The organism is Hydrogenophaga crocea (genome assembly GCF_011388215.1).
GTDB lineage: Bacteria > Pseudomonadota > Gammaproteobacteria > Burkholderiales > Burkholderiaceae_C > Hydrogenophaga > Hydrogenophaga crocea.
Genome location: NZ_CP049989.1, coordinates 779,742 through 796,335, shown reverse-complemented (window position 1 = coordinate 796,335; position 16,594 = coordinate 779,742). Strand labels below are relative to the sequence as shown.

Annotated in this window: 19 protein-coding genes; 13 read left to right on the top strand and 6 right to left on the bottom strand. The window is 70.6% G+C overall.

The annotated features are described in order from the left end of the window. Nucleotides 1-11 precede the first annotated feature (11 nt). The 5 genes from G9Q37_RS03795 to G9Q37_RS03775 are packed head-to-tail and all read left to right on the top strand — an operon-like array spanning nt 12 to nt 4,977. On the top strand, nt 12-1,319 hold the full coding sequence (locus tag G9Q37_RS03795; RefSeq protein WP_166224783.1) for an ABC transporter substrate-binding protein: 1,308 nt from the start codon (nt 12-14) through the stop codon (nt 1,317-1,319). A 7-nt stretch (nt 1,320-1,326) separates the two neighbouring features. Beyond that, nucleotides 1,327-2,259 (top strand): carbohydrate ABC transporter permease, encoded by a 933-nt coding sequence (locus G9Q37_RS03790; RefSeq protein WP_166224780.1) that lies wholly within the window; start codon nt 1,327-1,329, stop codon nt 2,257-2,259. Between the two features lie 2 nt (nt 2,260-2,261). After that, nucleotides 2,262-3,092, top strand: coding sequence for a carbohydrate ABC transporter permease (locus tag G9Q37_RS03785; RefSeq protein ID WP_166224777.1), 831 nt, complete (start codon nt 2,262-2,264; stop codon nt 3,090-3,092). Between the two features lie 26 nt (nt 3,093-3,118). After that, nucleotides 3,119-4,192 carry an ABC transporter ATP-binding protein gene (locus tag G9Q37_RS03780; protein ID WP_166224774.1) on the top strand — a complete coding sequence of 358 codons (1,074 nt, stop codon included), beginning with the start codon at nt 3,119-3,121 and terminating at the stop codon, nt 4,190-4,192. A 2-nt stretch (nt 4,193-4,194) separates the two neighbouring features. Next, nucleotides 4,195-4,977, top strand: coding sequence for a DeoR/GlpR family DNA-binding transcription regulator (locus G9Q37_RS03775; protein WP_166224772.1), 783 nt, complete (start codon nt 4,195-4,197; stop codon nt 4,975-4,977). 9 nt (nt 4,978-4,986) lie between these two features. Here G9Q37_RS03775 and G9Q37_RS03770 read toward each other — a convergent pair whose 3' ends face one another. Genes G9Q37_RS03770 through G9Q37_RS03760 form a run of 3 tightly spaced genes read right to left on the bottom strand, consistent with a single transcriptional unit; the run spans nt 4,987 to nt 7,740 of the window. Next, nucleotides 4,987-5,631, bottom strand: coding sequence for a Vgb family protein (locus G9Q37_RS03770; protein ID WP_166224769.1), 645 nt, complete (start codon nt 5,629-5,631; stop codon nt 4,987-4,989). Nucleotides 5,632-5,675: 44 nt separating this feature from the next. Beyond that, nucleotides 5,676-6,896 carry a helix-turn-helix domain-containing protein gene (locus G9Q37_RS03765; protein WP_166224766.1) on the bottom strand — a complete coding sequence of 407 codons (1,221 nt, stop codon included), beginning with the start codon at nt 6,894-6,896 and terminating at the stop codon, nt 5,676-5,678. A 43-nt stretch (nt 6,897-6,939) separates the two neighbouring features. After that, nucleotides 6,940-7,740 (bottom strand): IclR family transcriptional regulator, encoded by an 801-nt coding sequence (locus G9Q37_RS03760; RefSeq protein ID WP_166224763.1) that lies wholly within the window; start codon nt 7,738-7,740, stop codon nt 6,940-6,942. A 147-nt stretch (nt 7,741-7,887) separates the two neighbouring features. Between G9Q37_RS03760 and G9Q37_RS03755 the strand changes: the two genes are divergently transcribed. The 8 genes from G9Q37_RS03755 (at nt 7,888) to G9Q37_RS03720 (ending at nt 15,816) form a co-directional block, all read left to right on the top strand. Continuing rightward, complete coding sequence (locus G9Q37_RS03755) at nt 7,888-8,697, top strand: SDR family NAD(P)-dependent oxidoreductase (RefSeq protein ID WP_166224760.1); 810 nt, start codon at nt 7,888-7,890, stop codon at nt 8,695-8,697. Between the two features lie 42 nt (nt 8,698-8,739). Continuing rightward, nucleotides 8,740-9,756, top strand: a complete 1,017-nt coding sequence (locus tag G9Q37_RS03750) for a TRAP transporter substrate-binding protein (RefSeq protein ID WP_166224757.1) — start codon at nt 8,740-8,742, stop codon at nt 9,754-9,756. A 118-nt stretch (nt 9,757-9,874) separates the two neighbouring features. Beyond that, entirely contained in the window at nt 9,875-11,755 is a 1,881-nt protein-coding gene (locus G9Q37_RS03745; RefSeq protein WP_205710717.1) for a TRAP transporter large permease, read from the top strand. A 14-nt stretch (nt 11,756-11,769) separates the two neighbouring features. Beyond that, nucleotides 11,770-12,762, top strand: coding sequence for a thiamine pyrophosphate-dependent dehydrogenase E1 component subunit alpha (locus G9Q37_RS03740; protein ID WP_166224754.1), 993 nt, complete (start codon nt 11,770-11,772; stop codon nt 12,760-12,762). Continuing rightward, the gene (locus G9Q37_RS03735) at nt 12,753-13,739 is read left to right on the top strand and encodes an alpha-ketoacid dehydrogenase subunit beta (protein ID WP_166224751.1); all 987 of its coding nucleotides are present in this window, start codon (nt 12,753-12,755) and stop codon (nt 13,737-13,739) included. The genes G9Q37_RS03740 and G9Q37_RS03735 overlap by 10 nt, the downstream gene beginning before the upstream one ends. Before the next feature lie 28 nt (nt 13,740-13,767). Then, entirely contained in the window at nt 13,768-14,784 is a 1,017-nt protein-coding gene (gene ilvC, locus G9Q37_RS03730; RefSeq protein ID WP_166224748.1) for a ketol-acid reductoisomerase, read from the top strand. A 7-nt stretch (nt 14,785-14,791) separates the two neighbouring features. Then, the gene (locus G9Q37_RS03725; protein ID WP_166224745.1) at nt 14,792-15,607 is read left to right on the top strand and encodes an SDR family NAD(P)-dependent oxidoreductase; all 816 of its coding nucleotides are present in this window, start codon (nt 14,792-14,794) and stop codon (nt 15,605-15,607) included. 26 nt (nt 15,608-15,633) lie between these two features. After that, nucleotides 15,634-15,816 (top strand): hypothetical protein, encoded by a 183-nt coding sequence (locus G9Q37_RS03720; protein ID WP_166224742.1) that lies wholly within the window; start codon nt 15,634-15,636, stop codon nt 15,814-15,816. On the opposite strand, the gene G9Q37_RS03715 is transcribed toward G9Q37_RS03720, so the two are convergent. From G9Q37_RS03715 to G9Q37_RS03705, 3 genes are all read right to left on the bottom strand, one after another. Beyond that, the gene (locus G9Q37_RS03715; RefSeq protein ID WP_166224739.1) at nt 15,786-16,010 is read right to left on the bottom strand and encodes a hypothetical protein; all 225 of its coding nucleotides are present in this window, start codon (nt 16,008-16,010) and stop codon (nt 15,786-15,788) included. The two genes, G9Q37_RS03720 and G9Q37_RS03715, sit on opposite strands and share 31 nt — an antisense overlap. After that, the gene (locus tag G9Q37_RS03710) at nt 16,007-16,168 is read right to left on the bottom strand and encodes a hypothetical protein (protein WP_166224737.1); all 162 of its coding nucleotides are present in this window, start codon (nt 16,166-16,168) and stop codon (nt 16,007-16,009) included. Before G9Q37_RS03710 ends, G9Q37_RS03715 begins: the two co-directional genes overlap by 4 nt. A gap of 124 nt (nt 16,169-16,292) precedes the next feature. Next, a complete protein-coding gene (locus tag G9Q37_RS03705) occupies nt 16,293-16,592 on the bottom strand; it encodes a hypothetical protein (RefSeq protein WP_166224734.1) in 300 nt (99 codons plus the stop codon). Between the last annotated feature and the right edge of the window lie 2 nt (nt 16,593-16,594).

Here is a 16,594-nt window from a genome sequence, read left to right as displayed (position 1 = left end):
GGAGCTGTGCCATGTCCCCTGTGAATCCCGTGAAAACCCCTTCGCGCCGCCACTTCATCCAGCGCAGCGCCGGCGTGTCCGCCGCGGCCCTGCTGGGCGGCATGCCGCTGTTCGCCAGCGGCCAGCAGCAGGTCAAGCTGGCCTTCATGTACCCGGTCGGGGTGTCGGGCGACATCAACCGGCTGGTGTCGACCATGATCGCGGGCTTCAACGCCGCGCACAGCGACATCCAGGTCGAGGCGATCTATGCCGGCAGCTACGACAACACCGAGCAGAAGGTGATGACCGCCCTCGGCGTGGGCGACCCGCCGGCCACCTGGCTGCCCATCAACTCGATGATGCGCACCTTCCTCGACATGAACGCGCTCGAAGACGTGACCGCACTGGCCAAGGCCGACGACGTGTTCCAGGACTTCATCCCCGGCTTCCTCGGCACCTGCATGTCCGACAACAAGCTCTACGGCCTGCCCTTCCAGTGCAGCACCCCGGTGCTTTACTACAACAAGGCCGCGTTCGAGAAGGCCGGCATCAAGGCCGCGCCCACCACCTGGACCGAGCTCGAAGCCGCGGCCAAGGCACTCACCGTGCGCCAGGGCGACACCGTCTCGCAGTGGGGCCTGACCATCGGCGGCGGCTGGCACGACTGGATCTTCGAGAGCTTCGTGCGCCAGAACGGCCTGGTTTTCTGGACCAAGGACAAGGTGAACTTCGACGCGCCCGAGAGCGTGAACGCGCTGGAGTTCTGGCAGCGCATGGCGGCCGCGAAGAACATGCCCGCGGCCTCCACCTGGGAGAGCTCGGCCAACGACTTCATGGCCGGGCGCACCGCCATGCTCTACCACTCCACGGGCTCGATGACCAACATCCTCAAGTCGGCCTCGTTCCCGGTGGGCGTGGCACCCATGCCCAAGGGCAAGCAGCTCGGCTCCACCATGGGCGGCGGCCCGATCCTCATCGCGCGCCAGCTGCCCGACGCGCACAAGCGCGCCGCCTGGACCTTCGCGCGCTGGATGACCAACACCGCCAACCAAGCCCAGTGGTGCATCGACACCGGTTACCTCGCGGCGCGCAAGTCCTCGTGGGAGACGCCGGCGCTCAAGGCCCACGTGGCCAAGGTGCCCGAGTCGCGCACCGCCTTCGTCACCGCCGAGGTGGCCGGCGCCTTCCTGCAGGTGCCGGGCTACCACAAGGTGCGCGCGCACCTGCAGAGCGCCATCGACCGCACCCTGGCCGGCGACCTCAAGCCCGACGCCGCGCTGCGCGAGGCCACGGCCAAGTCCAACCTCGAGATCCAGCGCCTGTCGCGCCGCCGCGGTTGATCCGGCCATGAACCAGCTCCCCGCCGACTCCCCGGGCGCCGAGCCGCTGGCGTGGAAACGCCAGCGGCGGCGCGAGCTGGCCACCGCGGTGGTCATGCTCGCGCCCTCGCTGCTGTTCCTGATGGCCTTCACCTACTGGCCCATCCTGCGATCGATCGTCTACGGCTTCCACGACGTACAGCTCGGCTCGCCCGAGCGCTTCTTCGTCGGCTGGGAGAACTACCAGCGCCTCTGGCACGACGAGCTGTTCTGGACCTCGCTGCGCAACACCGTGGTCTACATGGTGGTCACCGTGCCGACCTCAATCGGCCTGGCGCTGCTGCTGGCGGTGGCGCTGGACCGCCAGCTGCGCGGCACCGCGCTCTACCGCTCGGTGTTCTTCTACCCGGTCATGGTGCCTTCGGTGGCCGCGGGCATGGTCTGGGTGTTCCTCTATGCCCCGGGCTACGGGCCCATCAACGGGCTCATGGATTTCCTGGGCCTGCCCAAGCTCGAATGGCTCTACGACAAGCGCTGGGCGCTGCCGGCCATCATCTTCATGAGCATCTGGAAGTACGCGGGCTACTTCATGCTGATCCTGCTCGCCGCGCTGCAACTGGTGCCGCGCGACCTGTACGAAGCGGCGCGCCTCGACGGCGTCTCGGGTTTCCGGCAACTGGTGCACATCACGGTGCCGCTGATCTCGCCCACGCTGTACTTCGTGGTGGTGATCGGCGTGCTGCACTCCTACCAGATCTTCGACTACGTGTTCGTGATGACGCAGGGCGGACCGGCCGACGCGACCAACGTGCTCACCTTCTACATCTACCAGAACGCCTTCCAGTTCCAGGACATCGGCACCGCCTCGGCGCTGGCCAACATCCTGCTGCTGGTCGTGGGCGGTCTGATCGCGATCGTGGCCGCGACGCTGGGCCGCCGCGTGCACTACCTGGGGCGCTGAGCATGAGCACACCGAAACCCTTTTCGCGGTCGAGCTGGATGCACTGGCTGCTGCTGCCGGCCATGCTGCTGTGGCTGAGCCCGCTGGCCTGGATGCTGCTCACCTCGTTCAAGACCCGCGCCGAGATCTTCGACCCCGCGGCCGGCCTGCTGCCGCAGGCGCTGCAATGGTCCAACTACCCGGCCGCGCTCGCGGTGGCGCCCTTCGGCACCTACCTGCTGAACTCGCTCATGGTCACGGGCGGCATCCTGCTGGCGCAGCTCACCACCATCACGCTCGCGGCCTACGCCTTCGCGCGGCTGCGCTTCCCCGGGCGCGACCTGCTCTTCGGCCTGTTCCTGCTGCAGGTGATGTTCCCCATCTACGCCACCTTCCTCACCAACTTCATCACCGTGCGCGAGCTCGGCATCATGAACAGCCTGTGGGCGCTGATGGTGCCCTTCATCGCCAGCGGCTACGGCACCTTCATGCTGCGCCAGGCCTTCCGCCAGGTACCCACCGAACTGGCCGACGCCGCGCGGCTCGACGGCTGCGGCCACTGGGCCACGCTGTGGCACGTGTACCTGCCGCTGGTCAAGCCCACGCTGGTGGCCTTCGGCATGATCTCCGTGGTGACCCACTGGAACGATTACATGTGGCCGCTGCTCGTGACCAACAGCGAATCGGTGCGCACCCTGCCGATCGGCCTGGGCCTGCTCGCCAAGGCCGACAGCGGCGCCGACTGGCCGCGCCTGATGGCCGCCACCATGGTGGTCATCGCGCCCCTGATGCTGCTGTTCCTGATCTTCCAGCGCCGTTTCGTCGACAGCTTCATGCACGCCGGCCTGAAATAAGCTTCAACCCTCACCCACCGAACACCATGGCCGCCATCTCGCTCCAAGGCATCTGCAAGCGCTACCCCGACCACGTGGCCGTCGACCACCTCGACCTCGAGGTGCAGGCGGGCGAATTCATGGTCCTCGTCGGGCCGTCGGGCTGCGGCAAGTCGACCACCCTGCGCATGATCGCGGGCCTCGAAAGCATCAGCGAAGGCCGCCTGCTCATCGGCGGGCGCGACGTGACCCACGCCGAGCCGCACGAGCGCGACGTCGCCATGGTGTTCCAGTCGTACGCGCTCTACCCGCACATGACGGTCTACATGAACATGGCCTTCGGCCTGCTGCGCACCAGCCGCCTCTCGCGCGCCGAGGTCGACCAGCGCGTGAACGAAGCCGCGCAGCGCCTGCAGATCACCGACCTGCTGCAGCGCCGGCCCAACGCGCTCTCGGGCGGGCAGCGCCAGCGCGTGGCAATCGGGCGCGCGCTGGTGCGCAAGCCCAAGGTCTTCCTGTTCGACGAGCCGCTCTCCAACCTCGACGCCAAGCTGCGCACCCACATGCGCGGCGAGCTCGAGAAGCTGCACACCGAACTCGGCATCACCATCGTCTACGTCACGCACGACCAGGTCGAGGCCATGACCCTGGGCACGCGCATCGCGGTGATGGACCGCGGCCGGCTGCAGCAGGTGGGCGCGCCCATGGACGTTTACCGCCAGCCCGGCACGCGCTTCGTGGCCTCGTTCATCGGCTCGCCCGAGATGAACTTCCTGACCGTGCCCGACGACGCCGCCGACGGCCGCGCCTGGCTCCAGGCGCGCTACGGCGAAGCCGCGCTGCAGCCCGGCACCGTGCTCGGCCTGCGGCCCGAGGAGCTGACGCTCTCGCACCACGCGCCCGCCGCGCCGCTGCACTGGAGCGGTGTGGTGCAGCGCGTCGAGCGCCTGGGCGCCGAGGCCTACGCGCAGATCCGCGTGGGCGGTGCCGAGGTGCTGGTGCGCACCGCGGCCGACGCGGTGCTCGACACCGAGCAGCCCATCGTGCTCACGCCCGAGCTCTCGCGCCTGCGCGCCTTCGACAGCCGCAGCGGCGCGCTGCTCACCGAGCGGGGGGCCTGAGCATGGGCACCACCCCCGTGTTGAGCGCGCGCCAGGAACGCATCGTCGAGATCCTGCGCGCCACCCCCACCATCACCACCGTGGAGCTCGCGCAGCGCCTGGGCGTGTCGGGCGAAACCGTGCGGCGCGACCTCGCGGCCCTGGCCGACGAGGGCGTGGTGGAGAAATTCCATGGTGGCGTCAGCCTGCACCGCGCGGTCCAGGAGTCGCCTTTCCAGCTGCGCCTGCGCAGCAACGTGGGCGCCAAACGCCGGCTCGCGCGCGCGGTGTCAGCGCTGCTGCCCGACGGCGCGAGCCTGGTGCTCGACAACAGCAGCACCGCCTGCTTCGTGGCCGAGGCCCTGGCCGAGCGCCGCGGCCTCACCGTGGCCACGCCCTCGCTCGAGGTGGCGCGCACGCTCGCACAAAGCGGCGACCGCCACAGCGTGATGCTGCCCGGCGGCACGCTGCGCAGCGCCGACATGACGCTGGCCGGTGCCAACGCGCTGCGCTTCGCGGGCCAGCTCCACCCCGACTTCTTCATCGCCTCGGTGGCCGCGCTCAATCCGCGCGGTGGCTGCCTCGACTTCGACCCCTTCGAGGTCGAGTTCAAGCAGGCCGTGGCCCCGCACGCCGGCACGGTGATGGTGGTGGCGGACGCGAGCAAGTTCTACGCGCCCGGCCTCATCACCAGCCTGGCCTGGGCCGACGTGCAGGTGCTGGTGGTGGATCGCCCGCTGCCCGAGGACCTGGCCCGCGCCACGACACACCTGCGCGTGGTGGTGGCCGACGACGCCGAGGCCTGAGCGCGCCCCTCAGCCCCGCGGGCGGCGCACCGCACGCACGCGCTGGCTGCCGCCGCCGCCGCAATAGAACAGGTCGCCGCCGTCGGACTCCAGCCCGCTCACGCCCATGCCCGCGGGCATCTGCAGCCGCTGCAGCACCGCGCCATCGGCCGGGTCCAGGCGGCGCAGCTCGCTGTCGTCGCCCTCCCAGGTGCCGTGCCAGAGCTCGCCATCGACCCAGGTGACGCCGGTGACGAAGCGGTCCGATTCGATGGTGCGCAGGATGGCGCCGGTCTCGGGGTCGATCTGGTGGATCTTGCGCTCGCGGTACTGGCCCACCCACAGGCTGCCTTCGGCCCAGGCCATGCCCGAGTCGGCGCCCTGGCCCGGCGCAGGAATGGAGGCCAGCACACGGCCATCGGCGGGATCGATCTTGTCGATGCGCGCCTCGGCAATCTGGTAGAGGTGGCGGCCGTCGAAGGCGGTGCCGGCGTCACCGGGCCGCGCGAGCGTGCGCACGGTCTCACCGCTGGCCGGGTCGATGGCCACCAGGCAGGGGCCGAGCGCGGCCCACACGTGCCGGCCGTCGTGCGTGACGCCGTGCACCGCGGTGCCGTCGAAGGGGCCGTATTCGCGCACGATCTGCGCCGGTTGGGTCGGGGTGTTGCGGCTCATGGTGTCTCTCCGTGAATGCGCCGGGGTGGCGCGGTGAAGCCACTCTAGTCAGGCGAGAGCGCCGCGGGGAGTAACAAGATCGTCGTGAAACCCGACAGCGGCGGCGCGAGCCAGCGCCGCGCGCGCGAGCGCCCCACCGCGCGCGCCCGGCCCTGCGCTTCGAGCGCGGCGAGCGCGCGCTGCACCGTGCGCTGGCTCGCGCCCAGGGCCTGCGCGAGCGCCGCGCTCGACCAGGCCGCACCATCGGCCAGCAAGGCCTGCAGCGCGGCCCCTTCGCCCGCCAGCGGCGGCAGCAGCAACGCCACGGGCCGATCGCCTTCGGGCCGCAGCACGAAGCCGCGCGGCGTGGCCGCAATGCCCGCCACCGGCGCGATCAGCGCGCGCAGCCGGCCGATCTCCACCCGCAGCCGCGCGCGGTGCGTCTCGTCGGTCACGCGCTGGCGGAACGCGCGCGCGATCAGCGCCTCGCGCGGCACGTCGGCCGGCCAGGCCTCGGCCAGGGTCTGCGCGAGCGCAAACAGCACCGGCCTGCCCGCCAGCGGCCGCCAGGCCGCGCCCGCGCTCAGGCCGTGGCGGCAGGCGTCGACCACCAGCGCGCGCGAGGCCAGCAAGGCCTCGACGCCATCGAGCCGCAAGGCCTGTTCGCCGCGCGCGTCGACACAGCGCGCGGCCGGCCGGTCGAGCTCGGCCGCGAGCGCGCGCACCTCGGCCAGCAGGGCCGGCACCGCGGCCACCTGGGCCGCGGCATGCGCGCGGATCAGCGCCTCGCGCGCAGCGCGGGTGTGCAGCGATCGCAGCGCGAGTTCGGCGGCCACCAGCTCCATCACCGCGCTGGCCAGCGGCGGCAGGTCGAGCGCACGCGCCTGGGAGAGCTGCTCGCGGACCTCGCCCAGTTGCCCCAGCAGCAGCGCGCGCCGCGCCGCGATCAGGTGGCCCTGGCCTGCGTTGGCGGTGTCGCCGCGCACGCGCAGCGCGGCACAGGCCGCCAGCAGGGCGCGCGGCGGCCCGCCCGGCTCGCGCAGGGCCAACGCCACCTCGGCCTCGGCCACCACGCAGCGGGAACGCGCCACGGTCTCGCGCGCACCGAAGGCCCGCGCCGCGCGGCGCAACAGCTCGCGCGCCCGCACCAGTTCGCCCAACTGCGCCATGGCGATGCCGCGCAGCGCGAGCGCGGGCGGGTCATCGCGCAGGGCCACGCGCTGCAGTGCGGCCAGCGGGTCGCCGGCCGACAAGGCCCGCGCGGCGGCAGCGATCAGGGCGTCCATGCGGGGAGCTTAGCGGCAAGCCCCCACACGCCGCCCGGCGCGCTCAGGCCGCCGCGCCCTGCTCCGCGCGGCTCATGAGGTCGCGCGCGATCGCGAGCATGCGGTCGCCCAGCGCGGCGCGCCGCGTGGGGTGCAGGCGCGACTCGCTCGCCACCAGCACGATCGCGCCCACCGGCCGGCCGTCGCGCTGCACCAGCGGTACACCCAATGCCCAGTAGCCCGGCACCACGATGCCGGGGATCACCGCGTAGCCGCGCTCGCGCGTTTCGGCCACCAGGTGGCGGATCACCGCCACCGGCGACTTCGGGTAGTTCTTGTCGATGTGCGCGCCGTTCACCTGCAGCGCCTGTTCCACCTCGTCGTCGGGCAGCGCCGCCAGAATGGCCAGCCCGCCCGCGCCCACGCCCAGCGGGTGGCGGTCGCCCAGGCGCAGCGCGTCGCTGGGGATGGGGCCATGCCCCGTCTCGCGCGACAGGCAGATCACCTCCATCCCCTGCACCACCGAGAAGAACACCCAGTCGCCGGTTTCGAGCGCGAGCGCGCGCAGCGAGGCCGTGGCCAGGCGCTGCAACGAGTAGCTGGGCTCGGCCGCCAGCCCCACCACGAAGGACTCGGGCCCGAGCCGGTAGCAGCGCGAGGCCGGGTCGTGCACCACGAAGCGCTCGTCGGCCAGGGTGTGCGTGAGCCGCACCGCCGTGGCCTTGCTCAGGCCCAGGCGGCGGCCGATCTCGCCGATGCGCAGCCCATCGGGCTGGTGGCGCGCCAGCAGCTTGAGGATGGACAGGCCCCGCCGCAGGGTCTGCGCGCCGGGCGTGTCGCCGGCCGGTAGTTCAGGTGCATTCATGTCGGTGAAAACCCGCAGCAAGTGATCCACCATGTGAACCGCTTTTGCAGGCCCATTCAGGGTTTCCCTGGGACGCCATTCAGAGCGCTGCTGCCACCATCGCTCCACTTGATTCACATTCTGGACATTCAACCTCACAAGGGCGAGATGGACAACCCTAAGCAGCACCAACAACGGGTGGCCCTGATCACCGGCGCGGCCAGCGGCATCGGCCTGCAGATCGCGCACGACCTCGCCGAGCAGGGCGCCATGGTCTGCATCGTGGACCGCAACGGCCCCGCGGCCGAGGCCGCGGCCCAGGCCATCACGGCCGCGGGCGGCCGCGCCCAGGCCTTCGTGTTCGACCTCGCCGATGCCCAGGCCCTCGCGGCCGGCATGGACGCGCTGCTCGCGCGCGTGGGCCAGGTCGACATCCTCGTGAACAACGCGGGCATCGTCTCGACCACGCCCGCGCGCGACGTGACGCTCGCGCAATGGAACACCACGCTGGCCGTCAACGTCACCGCGCCCATGCTGCTCACGCAGCGCGTGCTGCCCGCCATGCAGGCGCAGCGCTGGGGCCGCATCGTGAACGTCTCGTCCATCAGCGGCGTGCGCGCGGGCACGGGGCGCCTCGCCTATGGCAGCTCCAAGGCCGCGCTCATCGCCATGACCGGCCAGTTCGCGATCGAGGTCGCGGCCCAGGGCGTCACGGTCAACGCCATCGCGCCCGGCTTCGTGGACACGCCCATGCTGCGCTCGCTGCACGGCAGCTCCAAGGCCAGCACCTACCAGGACGTGTGCCCCATGCAGCGCTTCTGCTCGCCGCAGGAGGTCTCGGCCGCGGTGCTGTTCTTCTGCAGCGAGGCCGCCGCCTTCATCACCGGGCAGACCCTCGGCGTGGACGGCGGCTACCTCGCCAGCGGCCTGTTCATGCCCAAGCTGTTCGACATTCCGGCCGCCGCGCCCGTATCCTGAGCCCCCCTTTCCCCGCCCGCAGAACCCAACGAGGAGACATCGATGACCTTTTCCCGCCGCACCCTCATCAAGGCCACCGGCATCGCCGCGGCCAGCGTGGCCGCGCCGCTGAAGATGGCGTATGGCCAGAGCGCCGAGTTCACCTTCAAGTACGCCAACAACCAGCCGCCCGCGCATCCCATGAACGTGCGCGCCAAGGAAGCGGTGGAGGCGATCCGCAAGGAAACCAACGGCCGCATGGAGATCCAGCTGTTCCCCAGCAACCAGCTCGGCTCCGACACCGACACCCTGAGCCAGCTGCGCTCGGGCGGCGTCGAGATGTTCAACCTCTCGGGCCTGATCCTGTCGACGCTCACGCCGCAGACCGCGCTCAACGGCCTGGGCTTCGCGTTCCCCAACTACGACGCCGTGTGGAAGGCCATGGACGGCGACGTCGGCGCCTACATCCGCGCGCAGATCGCCAAGGTCAACCTGGTGGCGCTCGACAAGATCTGGGACAACGGCTTCCGCCAGATCACCACGTCGACCAAGCCCATCGTGACGCCGGCCGACCTCGAAGGCTTCAAGATCCGCGTGCCGGTGTCGCCGATGTGGACCTCGATGTTCAAGGCCTTCGGCTCGGCGCCGACCTCGATCAACGCGTCGGAGATGTACACCGCACTGCAGACCAAGGTCGTGGACGGCCAGGAAAACCCGTTCGCCGTGATCTCGAACTTCAAGCTGCACGAGGTGCAGAAGTACTGCTCGATCACCAACCACATGTGGGACGGCTTCTGGACGCTGATCAACAAGCGCGCCTGGGACCGCCTGCCGCCCAACATCCGCGACGTGGTGGCCAAGCACCTGAACGCCGCGGCCATGGCCGAGCGCGCCGACGTGGCCGCCGCCAACGCCACGCTGCAACAGGAGCTCGCGGCCAAGGGCATCGTGTTCAACACGCCCAACACCGCGCCCTTCCGCGACAAGCTGCGCAGCGCCGGCTTCTACAGCGAGTGGAAGGCCAAGTTCGGCGACGAAGCCTGGGCGGTGCTCGAGAAGCACACCGGGAAGCTGGGCTGACCCCCCGCCGCGCTGCGCGCGTCCCCCCTGACCAGGGGGGCGGCACCGACGGACCGGCGGAGCCGGATCCGTGGTGCCTCGCGGTTCGACCCGGGCGCGCGCCACTTTCGAGATTCCTATGAGCCAAATGACCGCCGGGTCGCCGCCTTCGGGCGGTGACGCCCTGGAGGGCGCCACGCCCGCCGACACGCGCAAGAGCCCGCTGTGGCTGCGCCCCTTCGAAGCCGTCGCGGCGCTGCTGATGCTGACCATCACGGTGCTGCTGCTGACGGCCGTGATCTCGCGCTACGTGTTCGGCAAGCCGCTGGTGTGGTCGGACGAGGTGGTGTCGATCTGCTTCATCTGGCTCACCATGCTGGGCGCGGCCATCGCCGTGCACCGCAACGAGCACCTGCGGCTGGCGCTCTTCGTCGACCTCATGCCCGAACGCGTGCGCTCGTTCGTGCACGCCTTCGCGCTCATGGCCATGGCCGCGATGCTGGTGGCGCTGATCCCCTCGGCCGTCGAATACGCCAAGGACGAGTGGTTCATCCACACGCCCGCGCTCGACCTGCCCAACAGCTTTCGCGTGGCCTCGATCGCCTTCGGCTTCATCGCCATGCTCGGCCTGATCCTGCTCTACGCCGGCCGCACCGTGCGCAAGACCGAGCTCGCGCTCGCGGTGGTGCTGGTGGCCGCGATCGCCGCGGCCTGCTGGGCGCTGTCGCCGCAGCTCATGAAGCTGGGCACCACCAACATCGCCATCTTCCTGATCGGCTTCGTGGCCGTGTGCCTGGTGGCGGGCGTGCCGATCGCGTTCTGCTTCGGCATCGGCGCGGTGTGTTACCTGGCCTTCAGCACCCACGTGCCGCTGAGCGTGGTGATCGGGCGCATGGACGAAGGCATGTCCAGCCTGGTGCTGGTCTCGGTGCCGATCTTCGTGCTGCTGGGCTGCGTGCTCGACGCCACCGGCATGGGCAAGGCCATCGTCGACTTCCTGGCCTCGCTGCTGGGGCACATCAAGGCCGGCATGTCCTACGTGCTGCTGGGCTCGCTGTTCATCGTCTCGGGCATCTCGGGCTCCAAGGTGTCCGACATGGCCACCGTGGCGCCGGCGCTGTTCCCCGAAATGAAGCGCCGCGGCCACAAGCCGCGCGAGATGGTGGCCCTGCTGGCCACCGGCGCGGCCATGGCCGACACCGTGCCGCCCAGCATCGTGCTGATCGTGCTCGGCGCGGTCGCGGGCGTGTCCATCGCGGGCCTGTTCCAGGCCGGCTTCGTGATCGCCATGGTGCTGCTGCTGATGCTGCTGGTGCTCGCGCGCTGGAAGGCCCGCCACGAGAACATGCACGGCGCGAAACGCGCACCCATGAAGCTCGTGGGCCGCTTCCTGCTGATCGCCGCGCCCGCGCTGGCCCTGCCCTTCCTGATCCGCACCGCGGTGGGCGAAGGCGTGGCCACCGCCACCGAGGTCTCCACCGTGGCCGTGGTCTACGCGCTGTTCGTGGGCCAGGTCATGTACGGCGGCATCGGCCTGCGCAAGTTCTACGACATGCTGGTGGAAACCGCCGCGCTCTCGGGCGTGGTGCTGCTGGTGCTGGGCGCGGCCTCGGCCATGGCCTGGTCGATCACGCAAAGCGGCGTGGTGCAGCAGCTCTCCACCTTCCTCACCACCCTGCCCGGCGGCTGGATCGCCTTCATGGCGGTGACCATCGTGGTGTTCGTGATCCTGGGCTGCCTGCTCGAAGGCCTGCCCGCGGTGCTGCTGCTCGCGCCCATCATGTTTCCCATCGCGCGCAAGCTCGGCATCCACGACATCCACTACTCGATGGTCATCGTGTGCGCGATGAACGTGGGCCTGATGATGCCCCCCATCGGCGTGGGCTTCTACATCGCCTGCCGCATCGGCGATGCCCCGCCCGACGAGGTCATCGGCGCGATCTGGCCCTACCTCGTGGCCCTGATGGTCGGCGTGCTGGTGATCGCGGCCGTGCCCTGGATCTCCACCGTCGCCCTCTGACCGACCCGCTCCCCATGATCGATCTTTACCGGACCATGGCGCGCATCCGCGCCTTCGAACTCGCGGCCGAAGTGGCCAGCCAGGGCGGCGTGGGCGTGCTCGGCGCCAAGGTGGACGAGCGCGCCAAGGTGCGCGGCCCGCTGCACCTGTCCATCGGGCAGGAAGCGGTGGCCGCCGGCGTGTGCGCCCACCTGCGGCGCGAAGACCTGCTCACCAGCACCCACCGCGGCCACGGCCACACGCTGGCCAAGGGCGGCAACGTGCGCCGCATGATGGCCGAGCTGTTCGGCCGCGCCGATGGCAGCAACGGCGGCAAGGGCGGCTCCATGCACATCGCCGACTTTTCGGTCGGCATGCTGGGCGCCAACGGTGTGGTCACCGCGGGGCTGCCGATCGCCTGCGGCGCGGCGCACGCGCTCAAGCTGCAGGGCAAGCCCAACGTGGTGGCCTGCTTCTTCGGCGACGGCGCGATCAACCGCGGGCCCTTCCTGGAAGCGCTCAACTGGGCCGCGGTGTACCGCCTGCCGGTGCTCTTCGTCTGCGAAGACAACCGCTACTCGGCCACCACCAGCACCGCCGGCCTCACCGCCGGCCCGGGCGTGGCGGCGCGCGCCAACGCGCTCGGCGTGCCCAGCGAAACGGTGGACGGCAACGACGTGGAGGCCGTGTCGGCGATGGCCGAGCGCCTGGTGGCGAAGGTGCGCGGGGGCGAAGGCCCGCAGCTGCTGCACGCCCTCACCTGGCGCGTGCGCGGCCACGTGTCGGTGGACACCCAGGCTTACCGCGACCCGCAAGACCTGCAGGGTGCGCTCGACGCCGACCCGCTCAAGCGCGCCCGCGCGCGTGCGCTGGCCAGCGGCGTGAGCGCCGCGCAGCTCGACGCCATCGACGCCGAGGTGCAGGCCGAGATCGACGACGCCGTGGCCTTTGCCGACGCCTCGCCGCCGCCCGACGTGGCCGCGGCCTACACCGACATTCAAACCACCGGAGCCGGCGCATGGCTGTGACCCGCATGACCTATGCCGAAGCGGCCGTGCTCGCCGTGGCCAACGCGATGCGCGACGACCCGCGCGTGGTGGTGATGGGCGAAGACGTGGGCCGGGGCGGCATCTTCCAGCAGTACAAGGGCCTGCAGGCCCGCTTCGGCGCCGAGCGCGTGATCGACACGCCGATTTCCGAGGCCACCATCGTGGGCGCTGGCGTGGGCATGGCCCTGGTCGGCATGCGCCCCGTGGTCGAGATGCGCGTGGTCGACTTCGCGCTCTGCGGCATGGACGAGATCGTCAACCAGGCCGCGAAGAACCGCTACATGTTCGGCGGCCAGGGCCGCGTGCCGCTGGTCATGCGCATGCCCATCGGCCTGTGGGCCAACTCGGCCGCGCAGCACTCGCAAAGCCTCGAGGCCTGGTTCGCCCACCTGCCCGGCGTGGTGGTGATGTGCCCGGCCACGCCGCAGGACAACTACAGCATGCTGACCCAGGCCCTGCGCGGCGAGGACCCGGTGATCTACATGGAGAACAAGGAGCTCTGGGGCCTGCAGGGCGAGGTCGACGACACGCGGGTGCACGAACCCGGCCGCGCCCAGGTGCTGCGCCAGGGCGACGACCTCAGCATCGTGAGCTGGTCGGCCGCGGTGCACACCGCCACGCAGGCCGCCGAGGCGCTCGCCGCACAAGGCGTGAACGCCAGCGTGATCGACCTCGGCACCCTCTGGCCCTGGGACCGCGACACCGTGCTGCGCGACGCCGCCCGCACGCGCCGCCTGCTGGTGGTGCACGACGCCGTGCAGCCCGGCGGCTTCGGCGCCGAGGTGGCCGCCACCGCGGTGCAGGCCACGGGCTGCCGCATCGCGCGCCTGGGCGCGCCCCGCATCCCCGTGGGTTACGCCTCGCGCCTCGAGGCCGTGGCCCGCATCTCGCCCGCCGCCGTGATCGAGGCGGCGCTATCGCTCATGGCCGACGCCCCCGCGGCGGCGGCCGTGTGACCCTCACCGCAACCACAGACAAGACACCATGAAAGTTTTCTACGACAAGGACTGCGACCTGTCCCTCATCAAGGGCAAGACGGTGGCGATCATCGGCTACGGCAGCCAGGGCCACGCGCACGCGCAGAACCTCAACGACAGCGGCGTGAAGGTGGTGGTGGGCCTGCGCAAGGGCGGGGCCTCGTGGGACAAGGTGGGCAAGGCCGGCCTGACGGTGATGGAAGTCAACGACGCGGTGAAAGCCGCCGACGTGGTGATGATCCTGCTGCCCGACGAGCAGATCGCCGAGGTCTACAAGAACAACGTCGAGCCCAACATCAAGCAGGGCGCCTCGCTGGCCTTCGCGCACGGCTTCAACGTGCACTACAACCAGGTGGTGCCGCGCGCCGACCTGGACGTGTGGATGGTCGCGCCCAAGGCCCCGGGCCACACCGTGCGCAGCACCTACACCCAGGGCGGCGGCGTGCCGCACCTGGTGGCGGTGCACCAGGACAAGACGGGCAAGGCGCGCGACCTGGCGCTGAGCTACGCCATGGCCAACGGCGGCGGCAAGGCCGGCATCATCGAGACCAACTTCAAGGAAGAGACCGAGACCGACCTGTTCGGCGAGCAGGCCGTGCTGTGCGGCGGCGCGGTCGAGCTGATCAAGATGGGCTACGAGACGCTGGTGGAAGCCGGCTACGCGCCCGAGATGGCCTACTTTGAGTGCCTGCACGAGCTCAAGCTCATCGTGGACCTGATCTACGAAGGCGGCATTGCGAACATGAACTACTCGATCTCCAACAACGCGGAGTTCGGCGAGTACGTGACCGGCCCCGAGGTGATCAACGAGCAGTCGCGCGCGGCCATGCGCAACGCGCTCAAGCGCATCCAGAACGGCGACTACGCCAAGATGTTCATCCTCGAAGGCCGCACCGGCTACCCGAGCATGACCGCGCGCCGGCGCAACACGGCCGCGCACAGCATCGAGGTGGTGGGCGCCCAGCTGCGCGCCATGATGCCCTGGATCGCCAAGAACAAGCTCGTCGACCAGACGCGCAACTGAGCGCGCCATGTCCGAATCCCTGCAAGCCCTGCAGGCCACGCCCGAGCGCGTGGCGATCGTCACCGGCGCCGCGCGCGGCATCGGCCTGGCCAGCGCGCGCTGGTTCCTCGCACGCGGCTGGCGCGTGGCCGTGGTCGACAAGGACGCGCCCGCCCTCACCACGGCCCACGCCGCGCTGGAGGCCGAAAGCCCGGGACGCGCGCTGGCCGTGCACGCCGACGTGTCCGACCCCGCGCAGGTGGCGGCAATGGTGGCGCAGGTGGACGCCGCGCTGGGCCGCATCGACGCGCTCGTGAACAACGCGGGCGTGGCCGTGTTCAAGCCGCTGGTGCAGACCAGCTTCGAAGAGTGGCGCTACGTGATGGCGACCAACCTCGACGGCGTGTTCCTGCTGAGCCAGGCCTGCGTGCCGGTGATGCGGCGCAACGGCGGCGGTGCGATCGTGAACATCGCGTCCATCTCGGGCCTGCGCGCGAGCACCTTGCGCGTGGCGTACGGCACGAGCAAGGCCGCGCTGATCCACCTCACCAAGCAGCAGGCGGTGGAACTCGCGGGCCTGGGCATCCGCTGCAACGCGATCGCGCCCGGCCCGGTGGAAACCGCCATGGCCAAGCAGGTGCACACCCCGGCCATCCGCGCCGACTACCACGACACCGTGCCGCTCGCGCGCTACGGCACCGAAGAAGAGATCGCCAACGGCATCGGCTTTCTGTGCTCGCCCGAGGCGAGCTACGTGACCGGTCAGGTGCTCGCGGTCGACGGCGGCTTCGACGCCGCGGGCGTGGGCCTGCCCACGCTGCGGCGGGATTTCGGGCACGTGTGAGGGCGGTGGGCGAGGCGCCAACGCCGATGAAAGCGCCCTCCTCGCAGACAGTGCTGCAGGCCGTGGCCATCGTGTGCATCGTCGGCCTGCTCGCCATGATCGGCCACAAGGCGGTGGCCGACGTGTCGCTGGTGTGGGACCAGCATTCGGGCCTGGATTTCTGGAAGGCCCTGGCGCGCTACCTGCTGCGCAACCTGGCGGGTGGTTGAGGGGCGTCGATGCGCTGGGCCTTGTGCAGCCACACGGCCACCACGGCCGCCACCACGAGCAAGCCGATGAGCAGCAGCCCGAGCAGCCAGCGGCGCCAGCGCCGGCGCGGCTGGGGGGCGGGCACGAGTTCAAGGCTGTAGCAGTCGCCTTCGGCCCAGCCGGACCGGGGCTTGTTCGGGTTGGGTGTGCTCACAGGCGGGCCCCCTTGAAGCCCAGGCCCCAGAGCACGATCGCCAGGGCGATGCCGAGCAGCACGCACAGGCGGCGCAACCAGCGCTTGCGCCGCATCTTGGCGGCGTACACCGGGTTGCTGAATTCGCTGTCGTGCTCGATGTTGCGTTTCGCGCTCACGGGGCGCCCTCCTTGGAAACGCCCGCGAGGTTAGGAGGGGCCTGTCTCTGCGGCACTACCGCGAGCGCACTAATTGGCGCGCGCGTCACCGTTTGCAAAGCGCCGCGATACGCCTGTGCAAGCCTCAGCCGCCGCCGCGCTGCATGTACAGGTCGAAGCGACGCATGAAGGCCAGGCGCTGCGCGTCGTTCAGGCCTTCGAAGCGGAAGGCCACGCGCAGCACGGGCAGGCGCACCAGCGCGATGGTGCGCGGCGGCATGAGCTGCCAGCGCAGTTCGAGGCGGCCCGGAGGCAGCTCGACCTGCGCGCGATCCGGCCCGAGCTGCCACGCCGCGGCACCGATGGCATCGGGCAGCCAACGCAGCCAGTCGGCCTCGGTGCAGCCCATGTCGCGCTCGAAGCGCTCGGGGTAGTGGCTTTGCACGG

Excerpts from the sequence above, each read along its gene's own strand:
- G9Q37_RS03795 (WP_166224783.1), top strand. The coding sequence starts at position 12 with ATGTCCCCTGTGAATCCCGTGAAAACCCCTTCGCGCCGCCACTTCATC.
- G9Q37_RS03790 (WP_166224780.1), top strand. The coding sequence starts at position 1,327 with ATGAACCAGCTCCCCGCCGACTCCCCGGGCGCCGAGCCGCTGGCGTGG.
- G9Q37_RS03785 (WP_166224777.1), top strand. The coding sequence starts at position 2,262 with ATGAGCACACCGAAACCCTTTTCGCGGTCGAGCTGGATGCACTGGCTG.
- G9Q37_RS03780 (WP_166224774.1), top strand. The coding sequence starts at position 3,119 with ATGGCCGCCATCTCGCTCCAAGGCATCTGCAAGCGCTACCCCGACCAC.
- G9Q37_RS03775 (WP_166224772.1), top strand. The coding sequence starts at position 4,195 with ATGGGCACCACCCCCGTGTTGAGCGCGCGCCAGGAACGCATCGTCGAG.
- G9Q37_RS03770 (WP_166224769.1), bottom strand. The coding sequence starts at position 5,631 with ATGAGCCGCAACACCCCGACCCAACCGGCGCAGATCGTGCGCGAATAC.
- G9Q37_RS03765 (WP_166224766.1), bottom strand. The coding sequence starts at position 6,896 with ATGGACGCCCTGATCGCTGCCGCCGCGCGGGCCTTGTCGGCCGGCGAC.
- G9Q37_RS03760 (WP_166224763.1), bottom strand. The coding sequence starts at position 7,740 with ATGAATGCACCTGAACTACCGGCCGGCGACACGCCCGGCGCGCAGACC.
- G9Q37_RS03755 (WP_166224760.1), top strand. The coding sequence starts at position 7,888 with ATGGACAACCCTAAGCAGCACCAACAACGGGTGGCCCTGATCACCGGC.
- G9Q37_RS03750 (WP_166224757.1), top strand. The coding sequence starts at position 8,740 with ATGACCTTTTCCCGCCGCACCCTCATCAAGGCCACCGGCATCGCCGCG.
- G9Q37_RS03745 (WP_205710717.1), top strand. The coding sequence starts at position 9,875 with ATGAGCCAAATGACCGCCGGGTCGCCGCCTTCGGGCGGTGACGCCCTG.
- G9Q37_RS03740 (WP_166224754.1), top strand. The coding sequence starts at position 11,770 with ATGATCGATCTTTACCGGACCATGGCGCGCATCCGCGCCTTCGAACTC.
- G9Q37_RS03735 (WP_166224751.1), top strand. The coding sequence starts at position 12,753 with ATGGCTGTGACCCGCATGACCTATGCCGAAGCGGCCGTGCTCGCCGTG.
- ilvC (WP_166224748.1), top strand. The coding sequence starts at position 13,768 with ATGAAAGTTTTCTACGACAAGGACTGCGACCTGTCCCTCATCAAGGGC.
- G9Q37_RS03725 (WP_166224745.1), top strand. The coding sequence starts at position 14,792 with ATGTCCGAATCCCTGCAAGCCCTGCAGGCCACGCCCGAGCGCGTGGCG.
- G9Q37_RS03720 (WP_166224742.1), top strand. The coding sequence starts at position 15,634 with ATGAAAGCGCCCTCCTCGCAGACAGTGCTGCAGGCCGTGGCCATCGTG.